24 protein-coding genes and 2 pseudogenes are annotated in these 23,778 nt (G+C 57.8%); 17 read left to right on the forward strand and 9 right to left on the reverse strand.

What is annotated here, in order from left to right; genetic code table 11:
* Nucleotides 1-75: 75 nt before the first annotated feature.
* A complete protein-coding gene (locus ACQ4MJ_RS00585; RefSeq protein ID WP_231940634.1) occupies nucleotides 76-1,137 on the reverse strand; it encodes a CaiB/BaiF CoA transferase family protein in 1,062 nt (353 codons plus the stop codon).
* A 95-nt stretch (nucleotides 1,138-1,232) separates the two neighbouring features.
* Here ACQ4MJ_RS00585 and ACQ4MJ_RS00590 point away from each other — a divergent pair, with 95 nt between their 5' ends.
* The 3 genes from ACQ4MJ_RS00590 (at nucleotide 1,233) to ACQ4MJ_RS00600 (ending at nucleotide 4,403) form a co-directional block, all read left to right on the forward strand.
* Nucleotides 1,233-2,045 (forward strand): enoyl-CoA hydratase/isomerase family protein, encoded by an 813-nt coding sequence (locus tag ACQ4MJ_RS00590; RefSeq protein ID WP_231940633.1) that lies wholly within the window; start codon nucleotides 1,233-1,235, stop codon nucleotides 2,043-2,045.
* 12 nt (nucleotides 2,046-2,057) lie between these two features.
* On the forward strand, nucleotides 2,058-3,281 hold the full coding sequence (locus ACQ4MJ_RS00595; protein ID WP_056642827.1) for a phenylacetate--CoA ligase family protein: 1,224 nt from the start codon (nucleotides 2,058-2,060) through the stop codon (nucleotides 3,279-3,281).
* Nucleotides 3,282-3,350: 69 nt separating this feature from the next.
* Nucleotides 3,351-4,403: an MBL fold metallo-hydrolase gene (locus tag ACQ4MJ_RS00600; protein WP_056642830.1), complete on the forward strand. Its 1,053-nt coding sequence runs from the start codon at nucleotides 3,351-3,353 to the stop codon at nucleotides 4,401-4,403.
* A 371-nt stretch (nucleotides 4,404-4,774) separates the two neighbouring features.
* Here the strand turns inward: ACQ4MJ_RS00600 and ACQ4MJ_RS00605 are convergent.
* Nucleotides 4,775-5,449 (reverse strand): annotated as a pseudogene (locus ACQ4MJ_RS00605) (DDE-type integrase/transposase/recombinase); the annotation flags it as partial.
* A gap of 119 nt (nucleotides 5,450-5,568) precedes the next feature.
* Here ACQ4MJ_RS00605 and ACQ4MJ_RS00610 point away from each other — a divergent pair.
* The 3 genes from ACQ4MJ_RS00610 to ACQ4MJ_RS00620 all read left to right on the forward strand — a co-directional run bounded on the left by ACQ4MJ_RS00610 (nucleotide 5,569) and on the right by ACQ4MJ_RS00620 (nucleotide 7,126).
* Nucleotides 5,569-5,811 carry a hypothetical protein gene (locus ACQ4MJ_RS00610; protein ID WP_056642833.1) on the forward strand — a complete coding sequence of 81 codons (243 nt, stop codon included), beginning with the start codon at nucleotides 5,569-5,571 and terminating at the stop codon, nucleotides 5,809-5,811.
* Between the two features lie 233 nt (nucleotides 5,812-6,044).
* Nucleotides 6,045-6,701 carry a tyrosine-type recombinase/integrase gene (locus ACQ4MJ_RS00615; protein WP_108499779.1) on the forward strand — a complete coding sequence of 219 codons (657 nt, stop codon included), beginning with the start codon at nucleotides 6,045-6,047 and terminating at the stop codon, nucleotides 6,699-6,701.
* A complete protein-coding gene (locus ACQ4MJ_RS00620; protein ID WP_020228498.1) occupies nucleotides 6,698-7,126 on the forward strand; it encodes a hypothetical protein in 429 nt (142 codons plus the stop codon). Before ACQ4MJ_RS00615 ends, ACQ4MJ_RS00620 begins: the two co-directional genes overlap by 4 nt.
* Here the strand turns inward: ACQ4MJ_RS00620 and ACQ4MJ_RS00625 are convergent.
* Together ACQ4MJ_RS00625 and cadR are read right to left on the reverse strand one after the other, a co-directional pair.
* Nucleotides 7,123-7,830: an SOS response-associated peptidase gene (locus tag ACQ4MJ_RS00625; RefSeq protein ID WP_082564899.1), complete on the reverse strand. Its 708-nt coding sequence runs from the start codon at nucleotides 7,828-7,830 to the stop codon at nucleotides 7,123-7,125. The genes ACQ4MJ_RS00620 and ACQ4MJ_RS00625 overlap by 4 nt on opposite strands.
* Nucleotides 7,802-8,239 carry a Cd(II)/Pb(II)-responsive transcriptional regulator gene (cadR, locus tag ACQ4MJ_RS00630; protein ID WP_020228496.1) on the reverse strand — a complete coding sequence of 146 codons (438 nt, stop codon included), beginning with the start codon at nucleotides 8,237-8,239 and terminating at the stop codon, nucleotides 7,802-7,804. The genes ACQ4MJ_RS00625 and cadR overlap by 29 nt, the downstream gene beginning before the upstream one ends.
* A gap of 76 nt (nucleotides 8,240-8,315) precedes the next feature.
* Between cadR and ACQ4MJ_RS00635 the strand changes: the two genes are divergently transcribed.
* The 6 genes from ACQ4MJ_RS00635 to ACQ4MJ_RS00660 all read left to right on the forward strand — a co-directional run bounded on the left by ACQ4MJ_RS00635 (nucleotide 8,316) and on the right by ACQ4MJ_RS00660 (nucleotide 11,812).
* The gene (locus tag ACQ4MJ_RS00635; RefSeq protein ID WP_056642836.1) at nucleotides 8,316-9,362 is read left to right on the forward strand and encodes a cation transporter; all 1,047 of its coding nucleotides are present in this window, start codon (nucleotides 8,316-8,318) and stop codon (nucleotides 9,360-9,362) included.
* Nucleotides 9,359-9,673: a DUF3703 domain-containing protein gene (locus tag ACQ4MJ_RS00640; protein WP_020228494.1), complete on the forward strand. Its 315-nt coding sequence runs from the start codon at nucleotides 9,359-9,361 to the stop codon at nucleotides 9,671-9,673. The genes ACQ4MJ_RS00635 and ACQ4MJ_RS00640 overlap by 4 nt, the downstream gene beginning before the upstream one ends.
* A gap of 113 nt (nucleotides 9,674-9,786) precedes the next feature.
* Nucleotides 9,787-10,287 (forward strand): signal peptidase II, encoded by a 501-nt coding sequence (gene lspA, locus ACQ4MJ_RS00645; protein ID WP_020228493.1) that lies wholly within the window; start codon nucleotides 9,787-9,789, stop codon nucleotides 10,285-10,287.
* 82 nt (nucleotides 10,288-10,369) lie between these two features.
* On the forward strand, nucleotides 10,370-10,987 hold the full coding sequence (locus ACQ4MJ_RS00650) for a 5' nucleotidase, NT5C type (RefSeq protein ID WP_020228492.1): 618 nt from the start codon (nucleotides 10,370-10,372) through the stop codon (nucleotides 10,985-10,987).
* Nucleotides 10,988-11,009: 22 nt separating this feature from the next.
* Nucleotides 11,010-11,255: a hypothetical protein gene (locus ACQ4MJ_RS00655; protein WP_199227788.1), complete on the forward strand. Its 246-nt coding sequence runs from the start codon at nucleotides 11,010-11,012 to the stop codon at nucleotides 11,253-11,255.
* A gap of 263 nt (nucleotides 11,256-11,518) precedes the next feature.
* A complete protein-coding gene (locus ACQ4MJ_RS00660) occupies nucleotides 11,519-11,812 on the forward strand; it encodes an HNH endonuclease (protein ID WP_366931137.1) in 294 nt (97 codons plus the stop codon).
* Nucleotides 11,813-12,024: 212 nt separating this feature from the next.
* Here ACQ4MJ_RS00660 and ACQ4MJ_RS00665 read toward each other — a convergent pair whose 3' ends face one another.
* A complete protein-coding gene (locus tag ACQ4MJ_RS00665) occupies nucleotides 12,025-13,059 on the reverse strand; it encodes an IS630 family transposase (RefSeq protein ID WP_056642839.1) in 1,035 nt (344 codons plus the stop codon).
* 392 nt (nucleotides 13,060-13,451) lie between these two features.
* On the opposite strand from ACQ4MJ_RS00665, the gene ACQ4MJ_RS00670 reads away from it, so the two are divergent.
* The 5 genes from ACQ4MJ_RS00670 (at nucleotide 13,452) to ACQ4MJ_RS00690 (ending at nucleotide 18,332) form a co-directional block, all read left to right on the forward strand.
* Nucleotides 13,452-13,781 (forward strand): helix-turn-helix domain-containing protein, encoded by a 330-nt coding sequence (locus tag ACQ4MJ_RS00670; protein WP_056642842.1) that lies wholly within the window; start codon nucleotides 13,452-13,454, stop codon nucleotides 13,779-13,781.
* 215 nt (nucleotides 13,782-13,996) lie between these two features.
* Nucleotides 13,997-15,001, forward strand: coding sequence for a CBASS cGAMP-activated phospholipase (locus ACQ4MJ_RS00675; RefSeq protein ID WP_056642845.1), 1,005 nt, complete (start codon nucleotides 13,997-13,999; stop codon nucleotides 14,999-15,001).
* Between the two features lie 12 nt (nucleotides 15,002-15,013).
* Nucleotides 15,014-16,183 (forward strand): CBASS cGAMP synthase, encoded by a 1,170-nt coding sequence (locus ACQ4MJ_RS00680; RefSeq protein WP_056642848.1) that lies wholly within the window; start codon nucleotides 15,014-15,016, stop codon nucleotides 16,181-16,183.
* A 3-nt stretch (nucleotides 16,184-16,186) separates the two neighbouring features.
* Nucleotides 16,187-17,902: a ThiF family adenylyltransferase gene (locus tag ACQ4MJ_RS00685; RefSeq protein WP_056642852.1), complete on the forward strand. Its 1,716-nt coding sequence runs from the start codon at nucleotides 16,187-16,189 to the stop codon at nucleotides 17,900-17,902.
* Entirely contained in the window at nucleotides 17,874-18,332 is a 459-nt protein-coding gene (locus tag ACQ4MJ_RS00690) for a Mov34/MPN/PAD-1 family protein (RefSeq protein ID WP_158276489.1), read from the forward strand. The genes ACQ4MJ_RS00685 and ACQ4MJ_RS00690 overlap by 29 nt, the downstream gene beginning before the upstream one ends.
* Before the next feature lie 69 nt (nucleotides 18,333-18,401).
* On the opposite strand, the gene ACQ4MJ_RS00695 is transcribed toward ACQ4MJ_RS00690, so the two are convergent.
* The 4 genes and pseudogenes from ACQ4MJ_RS00695 to ACQ4MJ_RS00710 form a co-directional block, all read right to left on the reverse strand.
* Nucleotides 18,402-18,968: a hypothetical protein gene (locus ACQ4MJ_RS00695; protein WP_156391408.1), complete on the reverse strand. Its 567-nt coding sequence runs from the start codon at nucleotides 18,966-18,968 to the stop codon at nucleotides 18,402-18,404.
* Between the two features lie 1,058 nt (nucleotides 18,969-20,026).
* Nucleotides 20,027-21,331, reverse strand: coding sequence for a hypothetical protein (locus ACQ4MJ_RS00700; protein ID WP_233250702.1), 1,305 nt, complete (start codon nucleotides 21,329-21,331; stop codon nucleotides 20,027-20,029).
* Between the two features lie 84 nt (nucleotides 21,332-21,415).
* Nucleotides 21,416-21,874: pseudogene (locus ACQ4MJ_RS00705) on the reverse strand (TniQ family protein); the annotation flags it as partial.
* A 36-nt stretch (nucleotides 21,875-21,910) separates the two neighbouring features.
* Nucleotides 21,911-23,776 carry a TnsD family Tn7-like transposition protein gene (locus tag ACQ4MJ_RS00710; RefSeq protein ID WP_082564902.1) on the reverse strand — a complete coding sequence of 622 codons (1,866 nt, stop codon included), beginning with the start codon at nucleotides 23,774-23,776 and terminating at the stop codon, nucleotides 21,911-21,913.
* Nucleotides 23,777-23,778 lie beyond the last annotated feature (2 nt).

Here is a 23,778-nt window from a genome sequence, read left to right on the forward strand (position 1 = left end):
GCGTAAGATGTTTTTACTGTACAGTAAAATTCTCAACTGCTTGCCAGGGATTACCCTTGGTATCACATTCGCGGCTCAGCAAAGCGGCAGGAATCGCATGCCCCGCGCAGTCTCAATATCGCCCTGCTCAGTCACGCTGTACAAACCACGAGCCACGTTGTGGGGATGAGCGGCGGCTTCGGCCATGGTGAGCACCGGCGCAAAGCAACTGTCAGTGCCTTCCATCAGTGCATTCCAGTACGTACTAGGTTGGGAAGCAAAGCGCTGCGCAATCCGCGCCTTGAGAGACGGCCACAAAGTCTTGTCCATTTGCCGTGCGGGGTCGACATCCGTCAGCTGCAATTGCGTCAACAGCAATGCATAGAACTGTGGCTCGATTGCACCGACCGTGATGTATCGCCCATCGCTGCACAGATAGCGGTCGTAGAAGGGTGAGTCATGGAAGACACTGGGTTCGCTGCCTTCCAATCCGCCACCTTGACGAATCAGTTGCACGAGCGGCGACAGCATTGCCAACACATCAATGATGGCGCCGTCAACCACGCAGCCCTGGCCCTTATCCCGCGCGCCTAGCAACGCCGACACCATGCCAAATGCAAACCCGAGGGCGCCGGCAGCATCCCCAACCACTGTGGGTGGAAGCATGGGAGGGTGTCCCGGTTGCTCGGTGATCGACATGAGCCCAGTGAGAGCGACATAGTTCATGTCGTGCCCGGCGGCCTGAGCCAGCGGCCCATCCTGCCCCCAGCCCGTCATGCGCCCATACACAAGCCGCGGGTTGTATTCACCACATACATCGGGACCCAAACCCAGGCGCTCCATCACACCCGGGCGGTTGCCCTCAATCAACCCGTCGCTTTGCGCGACCATGTCCAGCGCCCGCGCCTTGTCCTCGTCGTTCTTGAGATTCAATGTGACGCGTCGTTTGCCGCGCGACAAGAGCGCCCCGTCCTTCGGAGTGAGCTCATCAGGCAATGCGCTCGCACCTGGCCGCCCGACCACAGTAACGTCAGCGCCCATCTGCATCAACATGAACCCAGCTAAGGGCCCTGGGCCGATCCCCTCGAACTCGACGATCTTGATACCCGATAGCGGGAACATGAGCGGGCTGCTCTTACTTCGCATGAAGAACTCCATTTGTTTAATTGTTTTACTTTAGGGTAGAATTTTTAACCTATGGGTAATGGAAAACCCCATGTCCCTCAAAACAGAGGCAAAAGCAGAATCGATCCATGAACACGCAAGCCAGCAAGGAACCCCTGATGTCGACACCGGTTGTGATTACAGACGTACGAAAAGGCACCATGTGGATTCGCCTGAACCGACCTGATGCAATGAACTCGCTGACCCCGGCGGTGCTTCGGGGAATAGACCACGCACTCAACGAAGCACAGAGCCGCGGAGACGTGATATCCGTCGTATTGACGGGCACTGGACGGGCCTTCTGCGCGGGCGCCGACCTCAAGTACGTCAAGACGCAAGCGGGCGAAAGTGGCACCAGTGGCTTTCTGGACAGCGTACTGTCCACCATGAACCGGATTGACCGCTTTCCAAAACCCGTGATCGCCGCCCTGAACGGCATAACTCTGGCGGGCGGGCTCGAACTGGTGCTGTGCTGTGATCTAGTGCTGGCGGCAAGGAGCGCCAAAATTGGCGACGCACATGCCAACTACGGCCTGATCCCCGGAGGGGGGGGGTCGGTGCGCCTGCCGCGGGTCATTGGCCCCACACGCGCCAAGTACCTTCTCTTCACGGGTGACTTCGTGGACGCGGCAGATCTTGTGGAAGCGGGCCTCGTCAACCAAGTGGTGGACGACGACCAGCTCGAAAGCGTTGCACAAGCCGTGGCCGACAAAATTGCCACGAAGAGCCCCCTTGGCCTGCGCCGCATGAAAACGCTGGTCGACGATGGTTTGCAACAGCCTCTAGACACCGCCCTGCGATTGGAGCTTCTGGCCTCTGAAGTGCATTCCCACAGCGCCGATCTCCACGAAGGCCTGGCCGCATTCAACGAAAAACGCACCCCGCGCTTCACGGGCCACTAGGACGGCAACGCCATGCATACGTTACCCACCACCGATCGATTCAGACTACTGCGTGCTTCGCAGCAATTCGCCTACGACCGCGCCCCGGCCATCCGCGCGGTCTATCAGCTTGCAATGATGACGCCGCAGGATCTCCAAGGCCCTGCCGACCTTGCACGGCTCGCCGTCACAAGTAAGGATTCACTGCTTGATAAGCAGCGCCAGTCACCGCCATTCGGTGGGTTTCTCGCTGCCGACGACACATCTATCCGCCGCATTTATGTCTCCCCAGGCCCCGTCTATGAACCCCATTCTTTCGACGAAGACACTGGCAAGGGCTTCTCGCATGTGTTCAGGCAGGCGGGAATCGGCCCCGGTGACCGTGTACTCAACACCTGGTCCTACCATCTTGTTCCAGCCGGCCTATTGCTAGATGCGGGCATTGCTGCCACCGGGGCGACGCTCATTCCCTGCGGGCCCGGCGGCGCCGAGCAACAAGCGCAGCTCATCATGGAACTGGGCATCACCTGCATTTGCTCCTCCACCTCCTTCTTCGTGACCTTGGTCGAAACGCTTGAGCGCATGGGCTACGACCTGCCTTCTCAATGGAAGGTCCGCTCCGCAATGCTGGGCGGCGAACTGGGTGACTGGATGGGCAAGCGCCGCGCATTGGAGCAGAAATACGCAATCCGCACGTTCTCGGCTTATGCCACCGGCGACTTCGGGCTGATTGCTTACGAGGAACTAGGACAACTGGGCTACACGGTCCAGCCTGACCGGCTCGTCCAGATCTGCGACCCGCACACCGGCGCACCCCTTCCGCCGGGCGAACCCGGCCAGATAGTGGTCACCACGCTGGACAGCGGTTGGCCTCTGGTCCGCTTTGGCACAGGCGATGTGGCGCAAGCGCTGGCCCATTCCCCGGATGGTCTCGTCGAACGAATCAGTTTGTTGCAAGGCCGAGTGGGCCAAGGTGTCAAAGTACGCGAAATTTTCATCTATCCACGCAACGTGGAAGAGCTGATCATCCGGATCCCGGCTATAGAACGTGCCCAGATCATCGTTGAAAAAAAGCAGCATCGGGAAACTGCAACCTTGCGCGCGGTGCTAACGCCAGGGGCTTCTCACTACGCCACGCAAAGCGATTTGATCGAAGTGTTCAGGCAATTGACCCGCCTGAGGCTCGACTCAGTCGAGTGGGTAATCCAAGAAGATATGCCCATTGACGCACCCTTGCTGGTTGACAACAAGCAGTGAAATTCTAAAAAGCCATTGGTCTGATGCACCTAGTGGCTATACCGTCGCTTACCTCATGAAACGATAGCAATGATTGAACTCGCAGCCAATCCACTTATTTATCCATTCAAGCCACCATCGTCACGACACTGGGTCGAGATCGCCCCGGGCGTACGCTGGATCCGACTGTCGATGCCATTCCGACTCGACCACATCAATGTATGGGCCATAGATACCCATGATGGCTGGGTGCTGGTAGATACCGGCCTGAATAACCCCGACACCGTGGCCGACTGGCTGGCCCTCATGGCGCACGGGCCGCTGGCACGGCCACTCCAAGGCGTTTTCGCCACACACATGCACCCAGACCACATCGGCTTGGCTGGTTGGTTCACGCGTCGCTTTGGTGTGCCGCTGCACATGAGCCGGCTGGAGTACCTGACCTGCCGCGTGATGCATGCCGACACGAACCGCGAAGCCCCGCCCGACGGCGTGCTCTTCAATAGATGCGCCGGCTGGTCGGAGGCAGCCATTGAAAGCTACCGCAGTCGCTTCGGCAGCTTTGGTAAACATATCCACGCTCTGCCTGACAGCTACCGACGGTTGCAGGACGGCGACCACGTCCAGTTGGGTAAATATGGCTGGCGGATCATCACCACCGGCGGCCACTCACCAGAACATGCCTCTCTGTACTGCCCCGACTTGAAACTGCTGATCTCCGGCGACCAGGTGCTACCGAAGATTTCGTCGAATGTTTCGGTGTTCGCCAGCGAGCCACAGGCCAATCCGCTGAAGGAGTGGTACGAAGGGCTCGACAAACTAATGAGGGATGTTCCCAACGATGTGTTGGTACTCCCCTCTCACAACGAGCCCTTTTATGGACTGCATGAACGCCTTGACTCGCTCAGGTCAGGCCAAAATAGTGCACTGAATCGGTTACGTCAGACATTGACTACCGGGCCTCAACGGATCATCGATACGTTCGCTGCACTCTTTCATCGCTCCATCGGAGAACAGGATGCGCAGCAACTGAGCCTGGCAACAGGTGAGGCAGTTGCTTGCATAAACTTTCTCATCGCACAGGCCACCATAGAAGTCACGATGGACGAAAACGGGGTCGCGTGGCACTCAACAAGATATTGACATTGAAGTGCCGCCCTACGCTCTATGGTGAATCGACCCGGTTGATCTAGACGCCGTCGAGCCTCGAACCGAAGCCCATTGGCAGGTGCAACGGTGTTTCGGCGGCAATCTGCGGAAATCTGACCGAGAAGTCCCCTGAATTTTTATTCGTTTGAGCGACCGTTTTGAGTCGTTATGCACAGTGCGCCGTTATGAGTAGCCCGGTGGGTGTGAACCGCCCCGGGGCGGTTCACCATGCCCATCCGGGATTGGAAAGCTGCCCTGACCCGATTTACCATTCAGTTCGGAGACCGCATCTCCATCAACTGTATGCGTCCGGCCAACCCATCTTGAATCGGATGAATGGGCTGTGATGCAACCAACATAAACTGCTATGTGTCGCATCCCGGACGATCATAGGGTCGCTTGTGGAACAGGTGCGGGTGCTCCTGATACCAATCCTTCATGGCTTGCATCGGCGTCTTGCTCTTGAGTGCTGACTGCGGCAGCTGGTGGTTGTACAAAACCACATAGCGCAGCAAGGTCTGCTCCATGTCCTCGCGGCTGTTGAACCGGTGGGTCTTGAGCACATCGGCAATGCGGCCATTGAATCGTTCGACCATGCCATTGGTTCTCGGTGTTCTGGGCTTGGTCAACCGGTGTTCGATACTCAGTTCTTGGCACAACTGGTCGAACTCATGGTTGCCGCTGGGCTCGCGCTCCCTGCTGGCAAACAGGCGGTCCGTGAACTCCTTGCCGTTGTCGGTCAGCAGCTTGGTGATCCTGATCGGACAGGCCTTGTGCAATGCCCTCAGAAAGGCCCGTGCACTGGCGGCTGTCTTGTTGGCCTTGAGTTGTACGAACACCCATCGCGTGGCCCGGTCGATGGCCACAAACAGGTAGCGCCGTTGCGATTCGTCCTGCATCTGGGGCAGGTACTTCACGTCCATGTGCACATAGCCAGGCTCGTAGCTCTTGAACGCCTTGTGCACAGGCTGTGGCTCCTGGGGCTTGAGGGCGTTGAGGTTGCCCGCCCCATGGCGGCGCAGGCACCGGTCCAGGCCCGAGTGACCTTGCCCCTGTTTCGTGTAGTTCTTAACCCACGATTCACGCGGCCTTTTTACGCTGTGCCTCGTACCAGCGCTGCTCGTATTTCTTGAGCTGCTTCAGCTGTCGCAGCTACACCGTGGTCGGCACCAGTGAAGACCTGCACCGCCTCTTCAGCTTCTACTGGTTCCTGGAAGCCGAGAGCAGGAACACGAGGTCCCGCGAATGGGCTGAATACTTCACGCTCATACGCACTCAAATTGACCTGTTCACCATGGACAAATTCGATGAGGAACTGGTGACCCAGTCCAGAGAGGCCGCCCGCAGCAAGCCTCTGAAATTCTGGAGTCGGTACCGCATCTCGGGAGGCGCACTTGCCTAGCCACGCACAACCATCGATGGCCCCGGCAACCGCCCCTGACGGCGCGCCAGCTGACCTGGTCGTCAGCTCTGCGCCGGGCCCGGCCGGCGCCACCCAAGTCCTGAGCCGTTACCGCGACGACGTGTGGGAGCTGTGGCCCTACTTCGAGCAGTCGAACCTGACCCCCAGCAGCAAGCGCATCGACTGGGCAAACGTTCCTGAGCAATTCAGGCCCGACACCGCAGATCCGGACCGTGTCCGGCCTGCATTGGGCCGGCCGGATGAAAGGCTTTGCCGCCTACGCCGGCGTTGATTGGCGCCTCTCGCCTCACCAACTGCGCCGGGCGTACGCCTGGACCTTCGTGCGGCATCGCCTGGGAAATGTCCTCTTCCTCAAGGAGCAGTTCAAACACTCGAGCATCGAGATGACGCAGCTGTATGCGGCGAACCCTATGCAAGATGACGCGCTGTTTGAAGACCTGTTCACGGAGATCAGTGCCCGAAAAGTCGAGCTGATCGAAGGCTGGCTCCACGCGGATACGCCCCTGGCGGGGCGCGCCGGCCAGCGAATCGTGAGCATGCGGGCCCACGACTTCCCTAGCCGCGAAACTCTCATCGAGGAGACGGCCGATTGGATCAATATCCGCAGCACCGGCCATTCGTACTGCTTGGCCCAGGATGATGGCTGTGGCGGGGCCGGTCTGTATGAGCCGTGGCGGTGCGGCGCCTGCAATGACTCTGTGATCGACAGTTCCCAGCGGATCGCGTGGCAGGCAATACACGCCCACCAACTGGAGCTCCAAGTGGAGGCCCGCGAGTTGGGACCGGCAGCGGTCCAGCGCGTGCAACGAGACCTCCACCGGGTCGAAGACGTCTTGAAGCAGCTGGGGCCGGGGATCGAACCGCTATGAAAGCCAGATGGGACCGACGCCAGGCGCCCGAAGAGGTTCGCGGGCGCAATCGAGACACAACGACCGCCGATCTGTGGGAGGCTCTGGCACGCCTGCAGCGTGCCGAGGCCGTTCCGACGATCACAGCCCTAGCGGTCGAGGTCGGCGTCACTCCAGCGTTGATTCACAACCGCTACCCGGATGTCGCGAAGGAGGTTCGCCGCCTGAGCGGCCGAGAGCCCGGCGCAAGCGAGGACAGCCTCAAGGCGGCGCTCAAACGCGAACAGGAGACTGCCCGTGATTTGCGCGCCGAGAACTTGGACCTGCGCAAGCAGCTTCAGGCCATGGCCTCGGTGAACGAAGCGCTGCGGCAGGAGGTCAGGATTCTGCATGCGACCGGCCACGCGAAGGTCGTGAGCTTCGTGCCCGGGGCACCGACACGCTAGTCGAATAGGGAAGCTGTTTGAGGAACGGCCTTAGCCGGCGCTCGCTCGACCGGCTCGCCGGTGGCTGCCAGGCGCTCAGGCGGACAAGCCTGCATGAAGTCCATCGAGCCTTCGGCGGGCGCGTCCAGCCAGGCGTCGTACTGGGATTCGTCCAGCAGGACGACCATACGCTTCTCTTCGCCTGGGCGGTGATAGTTGCACATGACGGGATGGGAGTCGGCGTTGACCGTCATGAGCGTGAAGGTATGAACGCGCTCTCCTGCAGGCGAATGCCAAGTGTTCCATAGCCCGGCGATCGCCAAGGGGCTGCCGTCGGCCGCGCTGATACGTGTGGGCACGTGCACGTTCGAGCGCCAGTCTGGCTCGTAGATGGCCTCAGCCGGGACAATGCAGTGCTGGGCCTTCTTCCAAGCGGCCTGGAACGGCCTCGCGGTGGCAACTGTTTCGGAGCGGGCGTTGTACGTCAGCTTCACCTTGCGCATATCGGTGGCCCAGAAAGGGATCAGGCCGAACCGCGCGACAACGGCCTCGCGCTCAGGAACCGCCTCGTCGCCCGATTCGAGCTCGGGCGGGCGCCTCACGATGGGCGCAAAGCGTCCTGGAAAGACATCTCGATCGAGAACATCCAAGCCGCTGTCGCGGATGGCTCGAAAGAATTCGCGCAGCCGCGCTGCGTCAAGAACCGAGTGGTAACGAGCGCACATTCTTTGAATTCTGCTTGGCCGCGCGCTCAAGTCCACCCAGGATGCCGCAGTTGACCGCGGCACGGCCAACCGAGCAGCTGCGGTGCAGTGAGCGCAATTCGGCTTCCAACGCCTTCAGCTCCCGGATGCGGACCACGACCTGCTCGATGTGACTTGCAATCAGCTCATCCACGACGCCGCAATTCTCGGAAGGAGCGTCTTTGAAGTGCAGCAGCGTGCGGATCTCAGCCAGCGTCATGTCCAGGCTGCGGCAGTGCCGAATGAAGGCGAGCCGCTGGGCGTGCTCAGCCGTGTAGCTGCGGTAGTTCCCCTCGGTCCGGGCGGGGGACGGCAGCAGTCCCTCGCGCTCGTAGAAGCGGACCGTTTCGGGAAGCGTATTGGTGGCCTTGGCCAGGTCGCCGATCTTCATGGATGAGCCGCCCTTGCAGCGGGCTTGACTTTGTAGTTGCTAGAGGGTTTCCAATTATGCAGTCCGAGGAATACCCATGAGCGCCACCACAAAATTCGAAAGTACCTTTGCCGTTCCGAAGATGGATTGCCCGTCCGAGGAGAACATGATCAAGATGGCCTTGCAAAGCGTCGAAGGCGTGCAGTCGCTCACCTTCGACCTGCCGGGCCGAAAGCTGGTGGCCGTGCATCGCGCGCCGGTCGCCGAGGTGTTGCAGCGTCTCGAACCGCTGGGCTTGGGCGCGAAGCTGGTGCATTCGGCCGCGGTAGACGATAGCGCCGCCGGCAGCTTCAAGAGCACCTTCCATGTCCCGAAGATGGATTGCCCATCGGAAGAGAACATGATCAAGTTGGCCCTGCAAGACGTTCCCGGGGTGAAATCCCTGTCCTTCGACTTGGCCAACCGCAAGCTGACCGCAGTGCATGGCGCTCCGGTGGCGCAGGTCCTGCAACGCCTGGAGCCGTTGGGTCTGGGCGCCAAGCTGCTGGAATCGGACGCGGTCATGGGTGACGACGATGAAATCGACCCGCCTGACAATGCGGCCGAGGCCAGGCTGCTATGGATACTGCTCTCGATCAATGCGGCCATGTTCGTGATCGAGATCGTGATGGGCTTCATCGCTCAATCGACCGGGCTCATCGCCGACTCGCTCGACATGTTCGCCGACGCTGCGGTGTATGGGCTGTCCCTGTTTGCCGTCGGCCGAGCAGCTGCCCTTAAGACGCGTGCGGCTCACACGGCGGGCTGGTTGCAACTGGCGCTTGCGCTCATGGCACTCAGCGAGGTCGTTCGACGCTTCATCGCCGGGAGCGAACCTGTCTCGGGCCTGATGATGGGGATGGGCCTGGTGGCCCTGATCGCCAACGTCATCTGCCTGGTCTTGATATCCAAGAAGCGGGATGCCGGTGCGCACATGAAGGCAAGCTACATCTTCTCGGCCAACGACGTGATCGCCAATGCGGGCGTGATCCTGGCTGGCTTCCTGGTGGCCATGACCGGATCCAACTACCCTGATCTGGTCATCGGCACCGTGGTGGGTCTGATCGTCTTGAACGGTGCCCGGCGCATCCTGAGTCTCAAATGACGAACCTGACAGCCATAGACGATCGGCAGCGCGGGGCAGCATTTGCTCACCTCGTGGAGCGGGCGAGATCCCGAGGACCTGACCGGTGGAAGGTCCTGGAGGCCGCGCACGTGCTTGGCCAAGAGCGCTTCTGGCTTCATCTGCGGAGTCATTGGTACATGCTGGCCCTGGCCGCGCGTGAGCGTGACGTGCGGGAAGCCGCGGGCCAGCTGTTTAGGATCCTGCTGGTGCCGCTTGGCCACCTCTCGGGCAGGCTGCCGCTTGGCAACCCTGGCCGGGCCACGGTCAGTGCCTTCGCGCCAATGCTGTGAGACCGGAACTCGCTGAAATTCTGTCCGCGTCAATAGCACTCACGGCCGAGCACGGTGCGGCAACGCGCTGAATCCAACCACGGCCCTGCGATCTGGTCTAACCAACAAGAACGATGAAGTATGTCAACCGACCAGCTCGCTGGTATTGCCTTGCGCTTGTAGTCTTTGCCGCAGACCAGACTGCCAAGACCTGGATTCATCTGACCACCCTGCTCGGCTGGTCGCGCGAGGTCGCACCGTTCTTCAGCCTGGTCCACGTACTGAACCCCGGCGCGGCCTTCAGCTTCCTGGCCGGCACCGGCGGATGGCAACGCTGGTTCTTCCTGGCCATCGCCCTGGGCGCGTCGGCCTGGCTCGCTTGGCTGCTCGCCAAGCCGGTGCGCAGCCTCGAGGGCTTGGCTTATAGCCTCATCCTGGGCGGCGCCCTGGGCAATGCCTTCGACCGGGCTGTGCGCGGGTCCGTGATTGACTATCTGGACTTCCACCTGCACGGCTGGCACTGGCCGGCATTCAACATCGCCGACATGGCCATCGTTGGTGGCGCCGTTGGTCTCATTGCATCGTCAGTTCTGGGGCACCGCGAGGCAAACACATCCTCTCGAAGGCACACGTAACTGTTGCCGCTTAGCAGTCCCGACAACAAGGGAGCCCCCCAACCCGCGCGTGCAGGCGTGCTCTGCTGTGCGAAACTTCCTGATGACCAAAGGAATCATCGCGCTTGACGCTGACGGAGTCCTCCTGGACTACGGCTTGGCCTATGCCAGCGCTTGGCAGAAGGCGTTCGGCACGTACCCTGGCGAGCGCGATCCGCTCGCCTACTGGCCCATCGACAGATGGGAAGTGGAGCGAGTTGAAGGGGATAGGCTTGATCTGCTTCGGCGGGCCTTCGACAACGAGTTCTGGTCATCGATCCCGCCGGTTCCAGGAGCGATTGAGGCGTGCCACAAGCTCGCCGCGGCGGGCTACGAACTGGTATGCGTCACGGCCTTGCCTGCGGAATTCAGGGCAGCTCGCGAGCACAACCTGAGACTGCACGGATTCCCGATTCACCTGGTCCACGCCACCGACAACGTGGCAACGGCCGCGAGCCCTAAGGCCGACACGCTCAACTCCCTAAAGCCGATCGCCTTCGTCGACGACTACTTGCCGTACTTCGTGGGCGTCGATGCCGCGATCCATCGCGCATTGATTTTGCGTGGGATTACCGGGTCGCCCAACGCGGGCGACCTGTTGGTACACACGGATTCGCATCACGCCGACCTTCTTGCGTTTGCGAATTGGTGGTCGCAGCGCGCTGGTGATAAGTGCCGGTAACAGTTACTGCTGTTGAGAAACCATGATCTCGCAGAACTGCGATGAAGTGCCGGTGCTCAACCTGATGCACAGGCCTGACCCCAAGCGCGCGCCGGACATGCAGGACAAACGTACGGTGGTTCCGCTGGAAAAGGGGGACTGGGACACTTGGCTGCACGGCACCATCGAACGGGCAGAGTCGCTGATCAAGGTGCCACCGGTGGAGCTGTTTGTGCACAGGGCGAAGGATCCGGCGCAGCAAGTCGAGTTACCTGTTGAGTCAGCATGACGCATGCGTGCAACAGCCGGTACTTGCGCCGACTGGACGCAGCGATATAAATTATTGGTTGTCCGGGCTAACGCGAACCCGGCCGCGTCCGGGTTACCTGGCGCATAGCCGAGTGGTGCGATGCCCCGGCGCCCGACCTGTCCGGATATCGGCAACGGGAGTAGCTTCAACACTACCCCTGCTGCCAAATGAACAAGCTGGCCAAACTCCGTATCCAGTCCGCGATCGCCCAACAGGGCTGCTGCTTTTACTGCGGGCTAAAAATGATTGAGCCCACGCTTCCTGAACTTTCGCAATCAAGCGCGCCCACACGGTGGCGTAAGTTCCTTCGGTGCACTGCAGAGCATCTCACTGCGCGCCAACAGCAAGGCCGCGATGTAGCGCCCAACATCGTCGCCGCCTGCTGGTGGTGCAATTCCCGTCGGCACAGGGGACGTGAGGAGAAAGCGCCAGATTCATTGAGATATCGGCAGCGCGTGCAAAGCTTGATGAAAAAGGGGTGCTGGCACCCAGCAGGCAGGCTAGTTGTTGATTTACACGCAAACCATAGCCGGTGAAAATTAACCCAGAATTGCTTATTCAGTTTCAGGCTGATTGCGGCGATCCAAATCAAGGCCATCAGCAACTGCTAGCTGGCTGCACCAGTCACCAGGTGAATCCAACTACTTCCCTGGACGCTTGTTCGCGAGATCTGGCTGGCGCACATGACAGAACTGACCTTGCCCCTGTTTCGTGTAGCTCTTATTGATCCGCCCCCTGTGAACTTGACTCAAGCAGCGTAGCGAACCGGGGCGTGGTCGAAGTACTTTCGAATGCGCTCGGGCTGACGTTGCACGCTGCGCAAGTGTTTGGCCGTGGCCTTCACCAACTGCATCTTCGTGCGCGCCGGGGCCAGCTTGGTCACCGCCTGTTTGATGTCTGCATTGGCCATCTCATCGGGGTTCAACTCCGGGCTGTAGCTCGGTAGGTAGAACACCTCGATGGCGTCAGCGTGCTCTGCCAGCCTGGCCTTGACCGGCTTGGCGTGGTGCACCCGCAGGTTGTCCAGGATCAGGAACAGCTTCCTGCTCTGGCCCTTGATCAGTCGGCGCAGGAAGTCGATCAGAATCGTGGTGTTGAGCGCCCCGTCAAAGCTGCTCCAGCGCATCTGGCCCTTGTTGGTCACGGTGGAGATCACCGACAGGCCATGGCGCTTGTTGTTGACCCGCACCACCGGTGTCTGGCCCTTGGGCGCGAAGCTCCTGCCGCGCACGTCGTCGCTGCGCAGCCCGCTCTCGTCGCCCCAGTGAATCTCGGCTCCTTCAGCCTTGGCGCGTGCGGCGATGACCGGGTAGTCCTCATCGAGCCATTTCTTGACCGCCGCTGGCGACTGCTCGTAAGCCTTCTTCATAGGCTTTTGTGGTGTGAAGCCCCAGCGGGCCAGGTACTTGCCCATGGTGCGCACTTGCAGCCGGATGCCAAAGCGCTGCTCAATGAGTTGGGCCACTGCCGCGCGGGTCCACAGCGCATAGGGCATCTTGAGCTGATCTGGCGTCTTGTCGGCAATGAGCTTTCGCACCAGGGCCTCCTGGTCGGCATCGAGCAAGCGGTTTTCTCCGAACTTGCGTCCGCCAATGGTGTCGTGCAGAGCCTTGGCGCCGTGTGCCGCATGGCGCCTGCAGATGTTGAAGACGCCCGTGCGGCTCAGACCCGTGAGCGCTGCAATCTCGTCGTAGGTATTACCGGCTTTACGCAGTCGGATGACCTGCACGCGGCGCTCGTGCCGCGCTTCGCGGCTCAGCGATCTCATGTCGGTTGCTTGCATGAATCTGAGTTGAGGGCGGTACAGATAATTTCAAATGCACAAAGGCCTGGTCAATAACCCACGGTTCACGCGGCCTTTTTACGCTGTGCCTCGTACCAGCGCTGCTCGTACTGCATCGGGCTGAGGTAAAAACTCCAGTTTTCAGGGGCAACCTCAGTCCAGCAAGTACAGCCTGGGCTGGATTCCATTCAAGGCTCGGGCGTTGCAATACAAGGCTCCAGGAGCTGGATACGGGGCTTGTCCATGGGGATGAGGACGGCGTCGTAATGCATCGCTTTACAGAATCTATAGTTAACTGAATTTTTAGGGCTCATTCTATAGTCTAGTATTCATCGCGAGCGATAGATGGCTATACTTATCTAAAGATTCGTTGTTTTTTCTTTAGTTTACTTATGAAAACCGTTGGTCAGTTCGCTGCTGCACTGTCAGCCGCCAAGCAAGAGCAGGGGGTGACCCTGGCGGCGCTGGCAACCAACACGGGGCTCACGCCACTGGCCGTGCGGCAGATCCTCGATGGCAAAGTCTCCCCGCGCATCAGCAATGCCATGGCGCTGGCGTCCGAGCTGGGCCTTGAGCTGGTTCTGATGCCCAAGACGGCTGCTGCATCGTTCGAATCCAAAGGGGGGGAGCGCACCTTGCTGAGTCCGCTGGAACGGCAGCTGGGAGCGCCATCCATTGGAATCGTGGGTGACCAGAATTCGGAAGTGAAGGAGGGCCGATGAAATACCGCGCGCTGGATGTGTACCTTGGGGAGGGTAGACGCCAGTGGCGCAGCGCGGCAGAAAGCGATCAGCCAAGGCGCAATTAAGCTGTATTTAAAAGCAGGCTGTATGTTTATACTGCGCTACTGGTAGTGTATTGACACTGGTTGATACCCATATATAGTGTTTCATAGCACTCGCCATCGCGGAGTGCTAGAAACAACCAGTTATCCCCAATGCCCCACAATGTGCGCAAGCCCTTTCAGATTCTCGCCCTCTCTGGTGGAGGCTTCCGAGGGCTGTACACCGCAAAAGTCATAGCGGATGTCGAGAAAGAGATCGAAGCGCCGCTTGCATCGCGTTTCGATCTGATCACAGGTACTTCAATCGGTGGGATCCTGGCGTTGGCACTTGCCCTTGAGATTCCGGCGCAAGATATCGTAGACCTGTTTGTCGACCACGGGGAGGAGATTTTCGACAAGCGCTGGTCACTCTTCGGATTCTGGCGGTCGCCTTATTCACCGGAGCCGCTGAAGAAGCTACTGTCTGACTCCAAGCTATTTGGCGACCGGCTCTTGGGTGCATGCAAACACCCTGTCATCATCCCGAGTCTGAATTACTCTACCGGTGAACCGGTAGTTTTCAAGACGCCGCATCATGTCGATTTCAAGCGGGATCGCCATTTCACCATCGTAGACGTCGCGATGGCCACCAGCGCAGCCCCGGCGTACTTCCCAAGACACTGCTTCAACAACAGCCAGTATGTCGATGGCGGCTTATACGCCAATGCCCCCGGGCTCCTTGGTTTGCATGAGGCCCACAAGTTCTTCGGCCAGGACATCGACAACGTCCGCCTGATGGCGGTCGGCACGATGTCGTCGCGCTTCACTGTGGACCCCAGACAAGACCGGCAAGGTGGGGTCCGAGACTGGGGCGGCGGGTGGCCGATCAAGATGTCCCGGCGTCTCTTCGGCCTCTCCATTTCGGCGCAGGAGGTCTTGAGCGATTTCATGCTGACGCACCGCCTGGGAAAACACTACTGCCATGTAGACGACGAACTTCACGACGAACGTGCCCGTGCTGTTGCATTGGACATTGCAGACAAAAACGCCCGCGAAGTTCTGCTGAGCGCAGCTACCCAACGCTCCAAAGTTTGCATCAGCAAGCCGGAATTCCAAACCTTTTTGGAGCATTCGCCCTCCAAACCGATCTTCTTCCACGGCGAGAACGCACGCACCTGAGGCCCAAGAAACATGCTCAAACTCAACCGCCTGCTCTTCGCTACTGCCGAAGAAGTGTTCATCAACAGTATCGAACCTACCAAGGACCAGCGCCGGGTGCTGGTTGAAGCCAAGAACGAGATCCGCGATCACTTGAGGCCACGAATCCGAGAAGCGACGATCAAGGCGCTGGGCATGGACAAGGCCGTCACCCCGCGTTTCCGGACACAAGGCTCGTGGTCGTACCAAACCTGCGTGCAGCCAGCCTGGCATCCGCCCCAGGAAATGGACTGGGACTTCGGTGTCTACCTGCCAGTGTCTGTGTGGGAGGAAAGTGGGCCTCCGCACGCCATGGCCCAGCTCTACTTCAAACTGGTCGAAGGCCTCTTGAAGGATCTTTGCAAAGAAAAGGGCTGGAAGCTGTACAGCGGCAAGGACACATGCATTCGGGTGCAGATAAATGCCTGGGCGCATATCGATATCCCGTTGTACGCGGCGCCGGAAGCACAGTTTGCGCAAATCGTCGAGAAACGCGTGTTCGATGCGGCCGCGAAATCGGACGCACGTGAAGCGCTCGCCGCAGAATTTGCAGAAGAGGATTTCACCCTGCAGCAGTGGGAGGACATGGTCGACATCATGATGGCGACGCGCTCGGGCGAATGGAAACCGTCGGACCCCGAAGAGGTATCTCGGTGGTTCCTTGACCGTGTCGAGGAGCACACCGAGCAACTGCAGCGCGTGTGCCGTTACCTGAAGGCCTGGCGTGACCTGCACTGGAAGGCCGGCGACGGCCCCACTTCAGTGTGCATCATGATCGCCGTGGCGCAAGCCTTCGAACCCAAGCGTGGGCGCGACGACGTGGCGCTTGAGAGATCCGCACGGGCGTTGTCGATCGCGCTGAAGGGCAACGTGCACGAGCCCGCTATCGCAGAAGGCAAGGAAGATTTCAACAAGCGCCTGGATGCCAATGGCCGCCAACACGCATCGACCCTTGCTGCAACACTGGCTTCCCAGATCCAGGCAGCCAGAATGAAAGCATCGCACTTGGCCGGTGACGCGATCGATATCCTCCGAGCACAGTTGGGCAGCCGCGTGCCCTACCGGACGGACCTGGTTGAGCCGGACAGCGGCGACGACGTCGTCCGGCTGGTCGGCGCAGATCGGGTATCTCGCCCAGTAGTGAATTCGACAAGCGCAGGCTGAGCAATGCCGGAGGCTGCGGCATCGCTCCTTGGCGAGGCGCTCCGGCTGCTGAGGTCGCGCGGCTTCACGCCCAGCGGCTATCGGCGAGGCACGCGGTCATTCGATGGAGCACTTCCGTGTAAGGGCGGGCCGATCAAGGTCAGGCTCAGCGTCACCGACTGGGACTTTCTGACCTACCCCTCGATCAGGATCCTCGATCACCTCGATGTCCTGCCGCCCCTATCGCCGCACGTGTATGCATCGGGAGGTCTGTGCTACTTTGCCTCTGGCGCAGTGGTGTTGGACCGGTTCGATCCGGCAGAATCGATTGCGCAGTGCCTGGACCAGGCGCAACTCGTGCTGGATCGCATCCGGCATGACCCTGATTTCAGGCACGACGACATCCAGGACGAATTCCTGCAGCACTGGTCGCACGGCGAATCCTCCGCCGTCTATTCGGTGCTGATCGGGAACGTTGACCGAACGACCCAGTCGTCGAACTACTGGTTCTTGGACATTGCAGGTGCTTCGCACGCCGTTGTCGCCGACAACAAGGAGGAAGTCGAAGCGCTTGCCTTGGCGTTAGGGGCCCAGCCTCCCAAAGAGACGAAGTGTCCGTGCTGGCTGTTCGCAACTCAGACGCGGCCTGCGGTACCGAAAGCAATCCCGGCGACCATCAAAGAGCTATTCGCGTGGCTCCAGGCATGGGATCACCGGCTGTACCAGCAACTTCAACGCGTGCTCGAACGCGAGACACAGTATCTCAAGTACTCCATCGCAACGTTCGCCATCCACACACCGCTGGGGTGGCTAGGGTTCGGTTTTGATCTGGATCCGCTACATCGGCTTGGCGCTGCCAGGAAGCCTAGGCTCTATCGCCAATTTCTCCACACGAGAGGGGGAACGAGCAAGATCAGTAGGCTGGCGATCACCGAGTTCGGCCCGGACTTCGTCCACAGCCGCAATCTGACGTTCCCCGACCTGAAAGGAAAGAAGATCACCGTAGTCGGCTGCGGTGCCATCGGCTCGCATGTTGCACCGGGTCTCGTGCGGCTGGGCGCCGGCACGGGTGCAGGATGTCTGGACCTTGTGGACTACGATGACATGAAGCCGGAGAACCTTGGCCGGCATGTGCTGGGCTACCCTGCGCTCTTCAAGAGCAAAGCCGAAGCATTGGCCGAAGAGCTCAAGCGACAGTTCCCATTCGCAAAAATCCGGGCCCGCGTCCGCAGTGTCAAGGGACTCCCAGACCTCTTCGATGCGGATCTGGTGATTGATGCAACTGGCGAGGAGATTGTGAGCGAGATGATCAACGCCATGCGCCTGGACAAAGGCACTGAAGTACCGGTGCTCCACGTACGGATCCGGGGGAACGGGGAATGCGTCCAGACTTTCTGGGCAGAGGGGCGCCGCCTCGGATGCTTCCGATGCCTGTTGCAGGCTGAGCACAATCACTATCGGCAGGAGCGCTTCCCGGTCCTGAAAGAGCTGCCCACGCGCAAACAACTGGGCTGCAATGGCTTCACGCCGTACGCGGTCAGCGCACCGATGGCTGCGGCGGCGCTGTGCTTGGAAGTTGTAGTCGACTGGCTTCAATACGGACGGGCAAGCCCGCGATTCCGAACCAGCGCGATGGCCAATGCGAACGTCTACGGCGTCAAAAATCAGGACGTCTCTCGATTGGCTGCCTGCCCCGCTTGCGGGCCTCGTGATGCTCAAGCCACTGCCATTCGGCCGTAATGGCGCGATGCTGCTCATTGAGCCGCAATTATTGGAGCGGCTATTGGGCCTCAGGCAGCTGACGGCGTCCGCACCCGAGGCTGGCGGCATTCTGATGGGCTACCGCCGCGGCCCCCACACCCACGTGACAGAAGCTACCTTCCCGACGGCGGCAGATGTTCAGCGGCGTTTCGGATTCTTCCGTCATGCCACACATCACCAGCGGGTGTCGCGGCGTCGTTGGAAAGAAAGCGGCGAGACAATAGACTACGTCGGCGAATGGCACACGCACCCTGAAGACGCCCCCTTGCCATCAGGCGTCGACCTCAAGCACTGGCAGGACATCGCGCAGGGGGTTTCTAAACCGATGGTCTTCTTGATCGTCGGCCGAGTTTCTAACTGGTGCGGAGTCGGTATGGGGGCAGAATTGACATGCGTCTCCGACATGTAGGCCTCAATTCAAATCGCCGACCAATCAAAGATTGCCCCCCTCCAAACGGCTCCATATTGGTGATCGTTTTTACAGCGTGCGTCGGAACTCGAAATGACCGCCGGATTCACGACTGGTGAAATAGTTGCCGCTGAGGCGATCATAGGTGGCGACATCGACGACCAAAGACGCGGCTCCCTGGTAAACCATGTTCTGCCCGGGCGATTGATACTTTTCCCTCACCTCGTAGATGTAGTGGAGCAAGGGCCGCGCGGATTCCGGATCTTTCTTGACTGAAAGCGCTATGGTGCGCGACTCAGATCGTGGGGCATCCATCTCAATAGAAAGCGTGAAAAAATTCTGTTTGATCGACACGGTACCCAGTGCAAGACCAGTTTTTCCATCCTTTACCCAGTCAATGGATGCAGCCCAGGTTCCGTTGAGATCGGGATAGAGCCATTGATTGAGACGGGGCACTTTTTCCCATATCCAGCGCCAACCAACGTAGACGAAGAACAGTAGTCCGAGATCGATCACTACCGCACCGCTAAACACGCGAAGGAAGCTGACCTCAATACCTAGCCGTTCCATTCCAAGCGCCACAAGAAAAGCCAGCAGCGCATACAGTCCAGCTAGCATCGAAATCACTTTTGTCATCGGAAGAAGGCTAAACATCACGCCACCTTTCCGTGCTCAAAAACTATCGGGCCATATTGCTTCGACACAACTCCCGTGCAAATCACGCCCTCAAGGCAAGACCCGAAGGCAGCTGCAAGGTAGCGCCCACCGAACCTCAGTCCGTTCGCAGGAGTCTCCACTTGCGCGGAAATCGCGGGTGAAAAATAGACTGACACCTGGATGAGCGCAAGAGCTGTGTCAACGACGTGAAATCCATCGTGAAAAGGGCTCCCCTCCCGCGAGATATTCATCAAGACTTCAAATGTGGTTTTGTCATGGATGCCCCTTGGCTGTTCACTTCGCATAGGGAGGATTGGTATCGTAGACACGCCATCCCACACAATGACCCCCAGTCCAGAGAACGTTGTGTCAACCTGGGTATGAATCCTATGGAGGAGCGCCTTGAGCTTAGTTTTAGGCTCCATGGACTCTGGGGGCTTAGAAATCATGTGATTGGGTGGGCACGAGTTGCGTGGCGTATTGTCCGCCAGTATCTCCCGCATGCTCGTAGCGAACGCCAGTAGGCTTACGCCACATCTCGTGGTAGATCTGATGTTGGCCGGAGCACAGGAACCATTTTTATACCCAGCAACTTTAACCGGCACCATACCCTGGTCTGGTCAAGTAGACACGGAACGCATGGTCACCTTGCAGTGTACTTTGTGGTCAAGTGCATCTAGCTTCCGCAGCAATATACCTCTGCCGTCACATGCCTCCTGTATGGCCACTAAGACAATTGCTTTTAAAACGGTTGGTCCTGTGGGTAATCGTCAATTTAGTCACTTTTGCTGCATCACTTAATTGATGTCTCACTTTTTAGGTTCAGCCGACGAGTGAATTACGCCCTGTCGTCATAATTTATGTGTTTGATGGTGCTGTAAATGCCGTCGTGGCCCCCTCGAAGTTCTAGGCGCTGAGGAGGTCGGGTTCGTCGGGGGCGGAATATCAGCATCGGCGGCAAGCCGCCTCCGCAGAGCAGTTGAAGGATTTTAGTCAGATGATTATTCGCGATATTTGACTAGAAGATGTCGCTTGTATTAATTCAGAGGTTTTAAGTCGACTCGGTTGAGGCGGTGTAATCGGGCTATCTGCTCTGGGTCTGTGTTAAAAGATTCACGAATTGCTTGACGACTTAATCCGCTTGAAAGCAAATCGATTGCAGAGCGCGCGTGTTCCCTGTTACGGGAAGTCGTGTTGAGCCCTGCCGCTAGCAGAACTGTTGTAGGCGTCATATTTGTCTCTGCAAGAGCTAACGCTTGTGCTGCCCACAGTGCCAATCTACGATCTTTGTCGGCGTTGATTTTGCTTATCATCGTGTGCAGCCTACTGCCGGGTGGGGTTGCTCTGGTAATTGAAGAAACTCCTCTTGATGATAGTTGAGAAAGTCTTGATCTGGTGATCTTATGAGGGCGCCGTTCTATGCGAATCGCCTTCATTAATGCGAATACGAGGTCTCTTTCAATGTCATCTATTTTTGGATTTTTATGTTCTTTTTTTCTGTTGGTGGGAGTGCTCAAATTTTTGGAGGCAGGGATTTTTGCTGATGTAAGTTTGGTGATCGGTTTGAGTGGGGGGGCTGTAAAATCTGATGGGCTTAATTTTGCGGTGCTTATCAGCCAGTTCTGGTCCCTTATAATTGCTCTAAAGAGGGGGCGCGATGCACTGGCGAATATTTTTTTAAAATCTCCATTTTTTTTTAATAGTCGACCTAACTTCTTTCTATCGCTCTCAATCGGCGGCAGTGTTTTCAACTTTGGACACCATCTTTTAATCGAATCTGGATGATGGATCCTCAGGAGCCAGTAGAGTCGAGGGTGAGATCTCTGGAATTTCGTAGCCACCTCGCCTGGGTATGCTTTTGAAAAGTTCAGGAGGACTTCTTCGGCGTGCTTCAAACCGTAGACGTACTTCGGACTCCTTTGCTTGATGTGAATGCCGACAGTTCTATTTTTTGAAATTAATAGTGCGGATTCGTCGAAGGTTAGTCCAGCGGCAGTGAAGAGGGATGCAAAGTCCTCAGCTTTAAACCTCCCCAAATCCAGATTGAGTCTGAGATGGCAGTCGCTGCTCGGCGGCGCGATAACGAATTTGTGAGGAGAAATGCTGATTGGCTTACCGTAAACTTTGATAAGAGATTTGATATATCCTGTGGAGAAGTCATGCGGCGATAGTCCAAGAGCTTCGCTGGCGGCGGACTTGACTTGAGCGTGCGACCACAGTGAATTTTTAGAAAAAATTGAATCCGCACAAAATTTACTCAATCGCTTGAAGGCACTGCTTACTGGCGATTTTCTGACCGGCAATGACCGTAGATCCGCGCCGCATTCGCAGACGATGGGCATAGGTCGAAGTACCATTCTGTTAATTGGCACAACAAGCATTTTGCACTTGGGGCATGAAATTCTTAACCATTCTTCATGAACTGTGCATGTCAATGCGGGCTGCATCTGATGAATTCGATGAAGATAGGGCTCACCGTATTTTTTGAAGTCCTCATCAAGACAGGATGGACAGAAACGCACAGCGGGTTGGTGATTGCAAGGAATGAATCCAAGGGACCGAAGTCTCCCACTTCGTGTTCCATACCCCGCTGTCTCTAGGTTCAGCGGTCTCTTGTGAGCCGTGTTGAATACTCGAAAGAATTGACTTGTAGTTAACCTATCGGTGACTTCATTTCCTGGTAGCCCCATTTGATCGGTGATGAATGCTACGACTGCAGGATGAGGCGGGCTTGCCTGATAAATTGAAAGATTGGGACTGAGGTGGGCTACAGAATTTGATATTTTTCGAAAAACACTCTCACCATTGTGAACTACAAATCTTGTGAGAACCGAGCACAGAACTTCGTCTGGGTAAGGGGTGGGAACGTATGGCAGGAATACCATGAAGGGGCTTAGAGAGTTAGTTGGTGCCCAAGACCTTTAGGTGTGCTCGTTGATTCGTCGTTGAGCGTACGCGATAAGGTCCGCAGGCCATATACGAAGGCCTGCAGCACGCTGAATTTTCCATAATTTAATGTCGGACTCTCGTTGCACTAAAAAATCGATTGCGAAGTTAACCCTCCGAATTCTGAACGACTCAGGTGTCTCCGAAAAACGTGATAAGAGCGCCTTAAAGTGGGGTAGTTTGTCGCGGCGCCATTGAGAGGATTGCCCCAGCCCTGAGCAAAGCCGAGCTACTGAGATTCGCATGGGTGGTTCAGCCCTTAATAGCAAGATCATCCTAGTGAGAACTTTCGAGCAGAGCTCCTGATCTCGGGCCGGCCAATTCACCGTACCACGCGTGCTCACCGATTTGCGATATTGCGCATTGGAAGTAAGTAGCCAACTGCGATCATGTCGATAGAGCCAAGCATAGTCAGAAAAGCCCAGAGACCTTGCTTTGGAGATTCCCTCAACGCCAGGCGTTTTTAACACTCCCATCCACCGGTCACGCCGAGACGTTCGTTGTGCCATGAAAAGTGAACGTTGGCGGTGCAGTTTGGTGCCCTTCTCGTACGCTAATTCCCGATATATAGTTTGCACGGAAACCCCATTACGAAGGGCAATAGACTGCAATTCCAAACCTGACAACAAGTCGTGCCCTATCGAAGTTCGAGTTTGGGCGCCGACGAATTTACGACGCTCTTTCACTTCGATTTTTCGCTGTCTACGATACTTGACGATGGTGCCGACACTCTTGCCCGTTTGTTGAGCTATCTGACGGCAGGACAATGACGGGTTGCGTAGGAGATGTTCTATTTCAAGGCCTGGTACTTGTAGGGATTTCTTTGTCTCACCACGAGGAATCGCGTGCGCACTTCCTCGTGTCGCTTCGCGTGAAGACCGCTCTGCGTCAACTGCCAAGCTGAACTCTGCTATGGAGCCAAATAAAAAATCAATCATCAGCAGGTGGCATATCGGATGCAATGAGCGGTCAGGACGCTCAACCAGATCTTCAATCCAGCGCAAAGGACTTCTGGCGGTCTGCAGCAGTCGTGATTGATGCTGAAAGTTAGCGAAGTCGGCAAAGTAGTGCCTCACCTCAGTTGCAACTAATTGGTAGTCGAGGCTTCGACGGCTCGACTGAAAGCCTTTTGCCGACAGGCGGTTTCGATATACGTTGGAGCGATCGGCATTGTTTATCGGCGGTAGTGCTGCCAGCAGGAGATCCGCTGATAGTTGCGCAAATCGGAATTGAAAACCACATTCAGGGGTTATGCATTCCTCGCCGCTAGGAAGGCCTGGATACATTAGGGGTTGGCCAAATAGGCCTTCCTTTGGGACACTTTGTTGTTGCAACTGCAGAGAATGGCGGACGCAGCAGTTCACTCCGGGTAGATGGTGCTGCCGATGCCAGTAGTGGCAGCCGTTCATCTCAATATCTTCGGCTACACATGCGGGGCAAAAGCGGTGTGGCGTGTTGATTCCGAACCGGTTTGCAACGAGACCAAGCCGCAGTTTCAAGTCAAGGGAGTTACTTGAGCGCGAGTCCTCCATTAGTTGTGCATAGCGCTCGTGATCCAAGAACGGCCTGTGATACGGTAGCAGCGTACTGGCTTCCATAAGAGCGGCGAAAGAGTCGTGTGGCAGCGCCCCCGCGTATCGCTCGTTCATGGCATCGAAGTGAGTGGGAAGGGTAAGGCTGGGTGTAACCGTCCTGCCACCAAAAATTTTCCTCACTGCGTCTCGGCCCGTTCCCCACGCATTCAAGATTGCTAACCTGCACAGCCATGAATACAGCAGTTCGTCATGGAGCAGCTCAGGCGTGTAGCAGATAGTTGTTGAAGCGAGGCGAGCGCGGTGCACGT

This window comes from Acidovorax facilis (assembly GCF_050626955.1).
Taxonomy (GTDB): domain Bacteria; phylum Pseudomonadota; class Gammaproteobacteria; order Burkholderiales; family Burkholderiaceae_C; genus Acidovorax; species Acidovorax facilis.

Bases quoted from the DNA above. Each gene is read 5' to 3' on its own strand.
- ACQ4MJ_RS00690 (WP_158276489.1), top strand. From the start codon at position 17,874: ATGCTCAAGCCACTGCCATTCGGCCGTAATGGCGCGATGCTGCTCATT.
- ACQ4MJ_RS00585 (WP_231940634.1), bottom strand. From the start codon at position 1,137: ATGGAGTTCTTCATGCGAAGTAAGAGCAGCCCGCTCATGTTCCCGCTA.
- ACQ4MJ_RS00600 (WP_056642830.1), top strand. From the start codon at position 3,351: ATGATTGAACTCGCAGCCAATCCACTTATTTATCCATTCAAGCCACCA.
- ACQ4MJ_RS00660 (WP_366931137.1), top strand. From the start codon at position 11,519: ATGATTGAGCCCACGCTTCCTGAACTTTCGCAATCAAGCGCGCCCACA.
- ACQ4MJ_RS00650 (WP_020228492.1), top strand. From the start codon at position 10,370: ATGACCAAAGGAATCATCGCGCTTGACGCTGACGGAGTCCTCCTGGAC.
- ACQ4MJ_RS00625 (WP_082564899.1), bottom strand. From the start codon at position 7,830: ATGTGCGCTCGTTACCACTCGGTTCTTGACGCAGCGCGGCTGCGCGAA.
- ACQ4MJ_RS00655 (WP_199227788.1), top strand. From the start codon at position 11,010: ATGATCTCGCAGAACTGCGATGAAGTGCCGGTGCTCAACCTGATGCAC.
- ACQ4MJ_RS00620 (WP_020228498.1), top strand. From the start codon at position 6,698: ATGAAAGCCAGATGGGACCGACGCCAGGCGCCCGAAGAGGTTCGCGGG.
- ACQ4MJ_RS00635 (WP_056642836.1), top strand. From the start codon at position 8,316: ATGAGCGCCACCACAAAATTCGAAAGTACCTTTGCCGTTCCGAAGATG.
- ACQ4MJ_RS00670 (WP_056642842.1), top strand. From the start codon at position 13,452: ATGAAAACCGTTGGTCAGTTCGCTGCTGCACTGTCAGCCGCCAAGCAA.
- ACQ4MJ_RS00675 (WP_056642845.1), top strand. From the start codon at position 13,997: ATGCCCCACAATGTGCGCAAGCCCTTTCAGATTCTCGCCCTCTCTGGT.
- lspA (WP_020228493.1), top strand. From the start codon at position 9,787: ATGAAGTATGTCAACCGACCAGCTCGCTGGTATTGCCTTGCGCTTGTA.
- ACQ4MJ_RS00595 (WP_056642827.1), top strand. From the start codon at position 2,058: ATGCATACGTTACCCACCACCGATCGATTCAGACTACTGCGTGCTTCG.
- ACQ4MJ_RS00700 (WP_233250702.1), bottom strand. From the start codon at position 21,331: ATGCCCATCGTCTGCGAATGCGGCGCGGATCTACGGTCATTGCCGGTC.
- ACQ4MJ_RS00590 (WP_231940633.1), top strand. From the start codon at position 1,233: ATGAACACGCAAGCCAGCAAGGAACCCCTGATGTCGACACCGGTTGTG.
- ACQ4MJ_RS00680 (WP_056642848.1), top strand. From the start codon at position 15,014: ATGCTCAAACTCAACCGCCTGCTCTTCGCTACTGCCGAAGAAGTGTTC.
- ACQ4MJ_RS00695 (WP_156391408.1), bottom strand. From the start codon at position 18,968: ATGACAAAAGTGATTTCGATGCTAGCTGGACTGTATGCGCTGCTGGCT.
- ACQ4MJ_RS00640 (WP_020228494.1), top strand. From the start codon at position 9,359: ATGACGAACCTGACAGCCATAGACGATCGGCAGCGCGGGGCAGCATTT.
- cadR (WP_020228496.1), bottom strand. From the start codon at position 8,239: ATGAAGATCGGCGACCTGGCCAAGGCCACCAATACGCTTCCCGAAACG.
- ACQ4MJ_RS00665 (WP_056642839.1), bottom strand. From the start codon at position 13,059: ATGCAAGCAACCGACATGAGATCGCTGAGCCGCGAAGCGCGGCACGAG.
- ACQ4MJ_RS00685 (WP_056642852.1), top strand. From the start codon at position 16,187: ATGCCGGAGGCTGCGGCATCGCTCCTTGGCGAGGCGCTCCGGCTGCTG.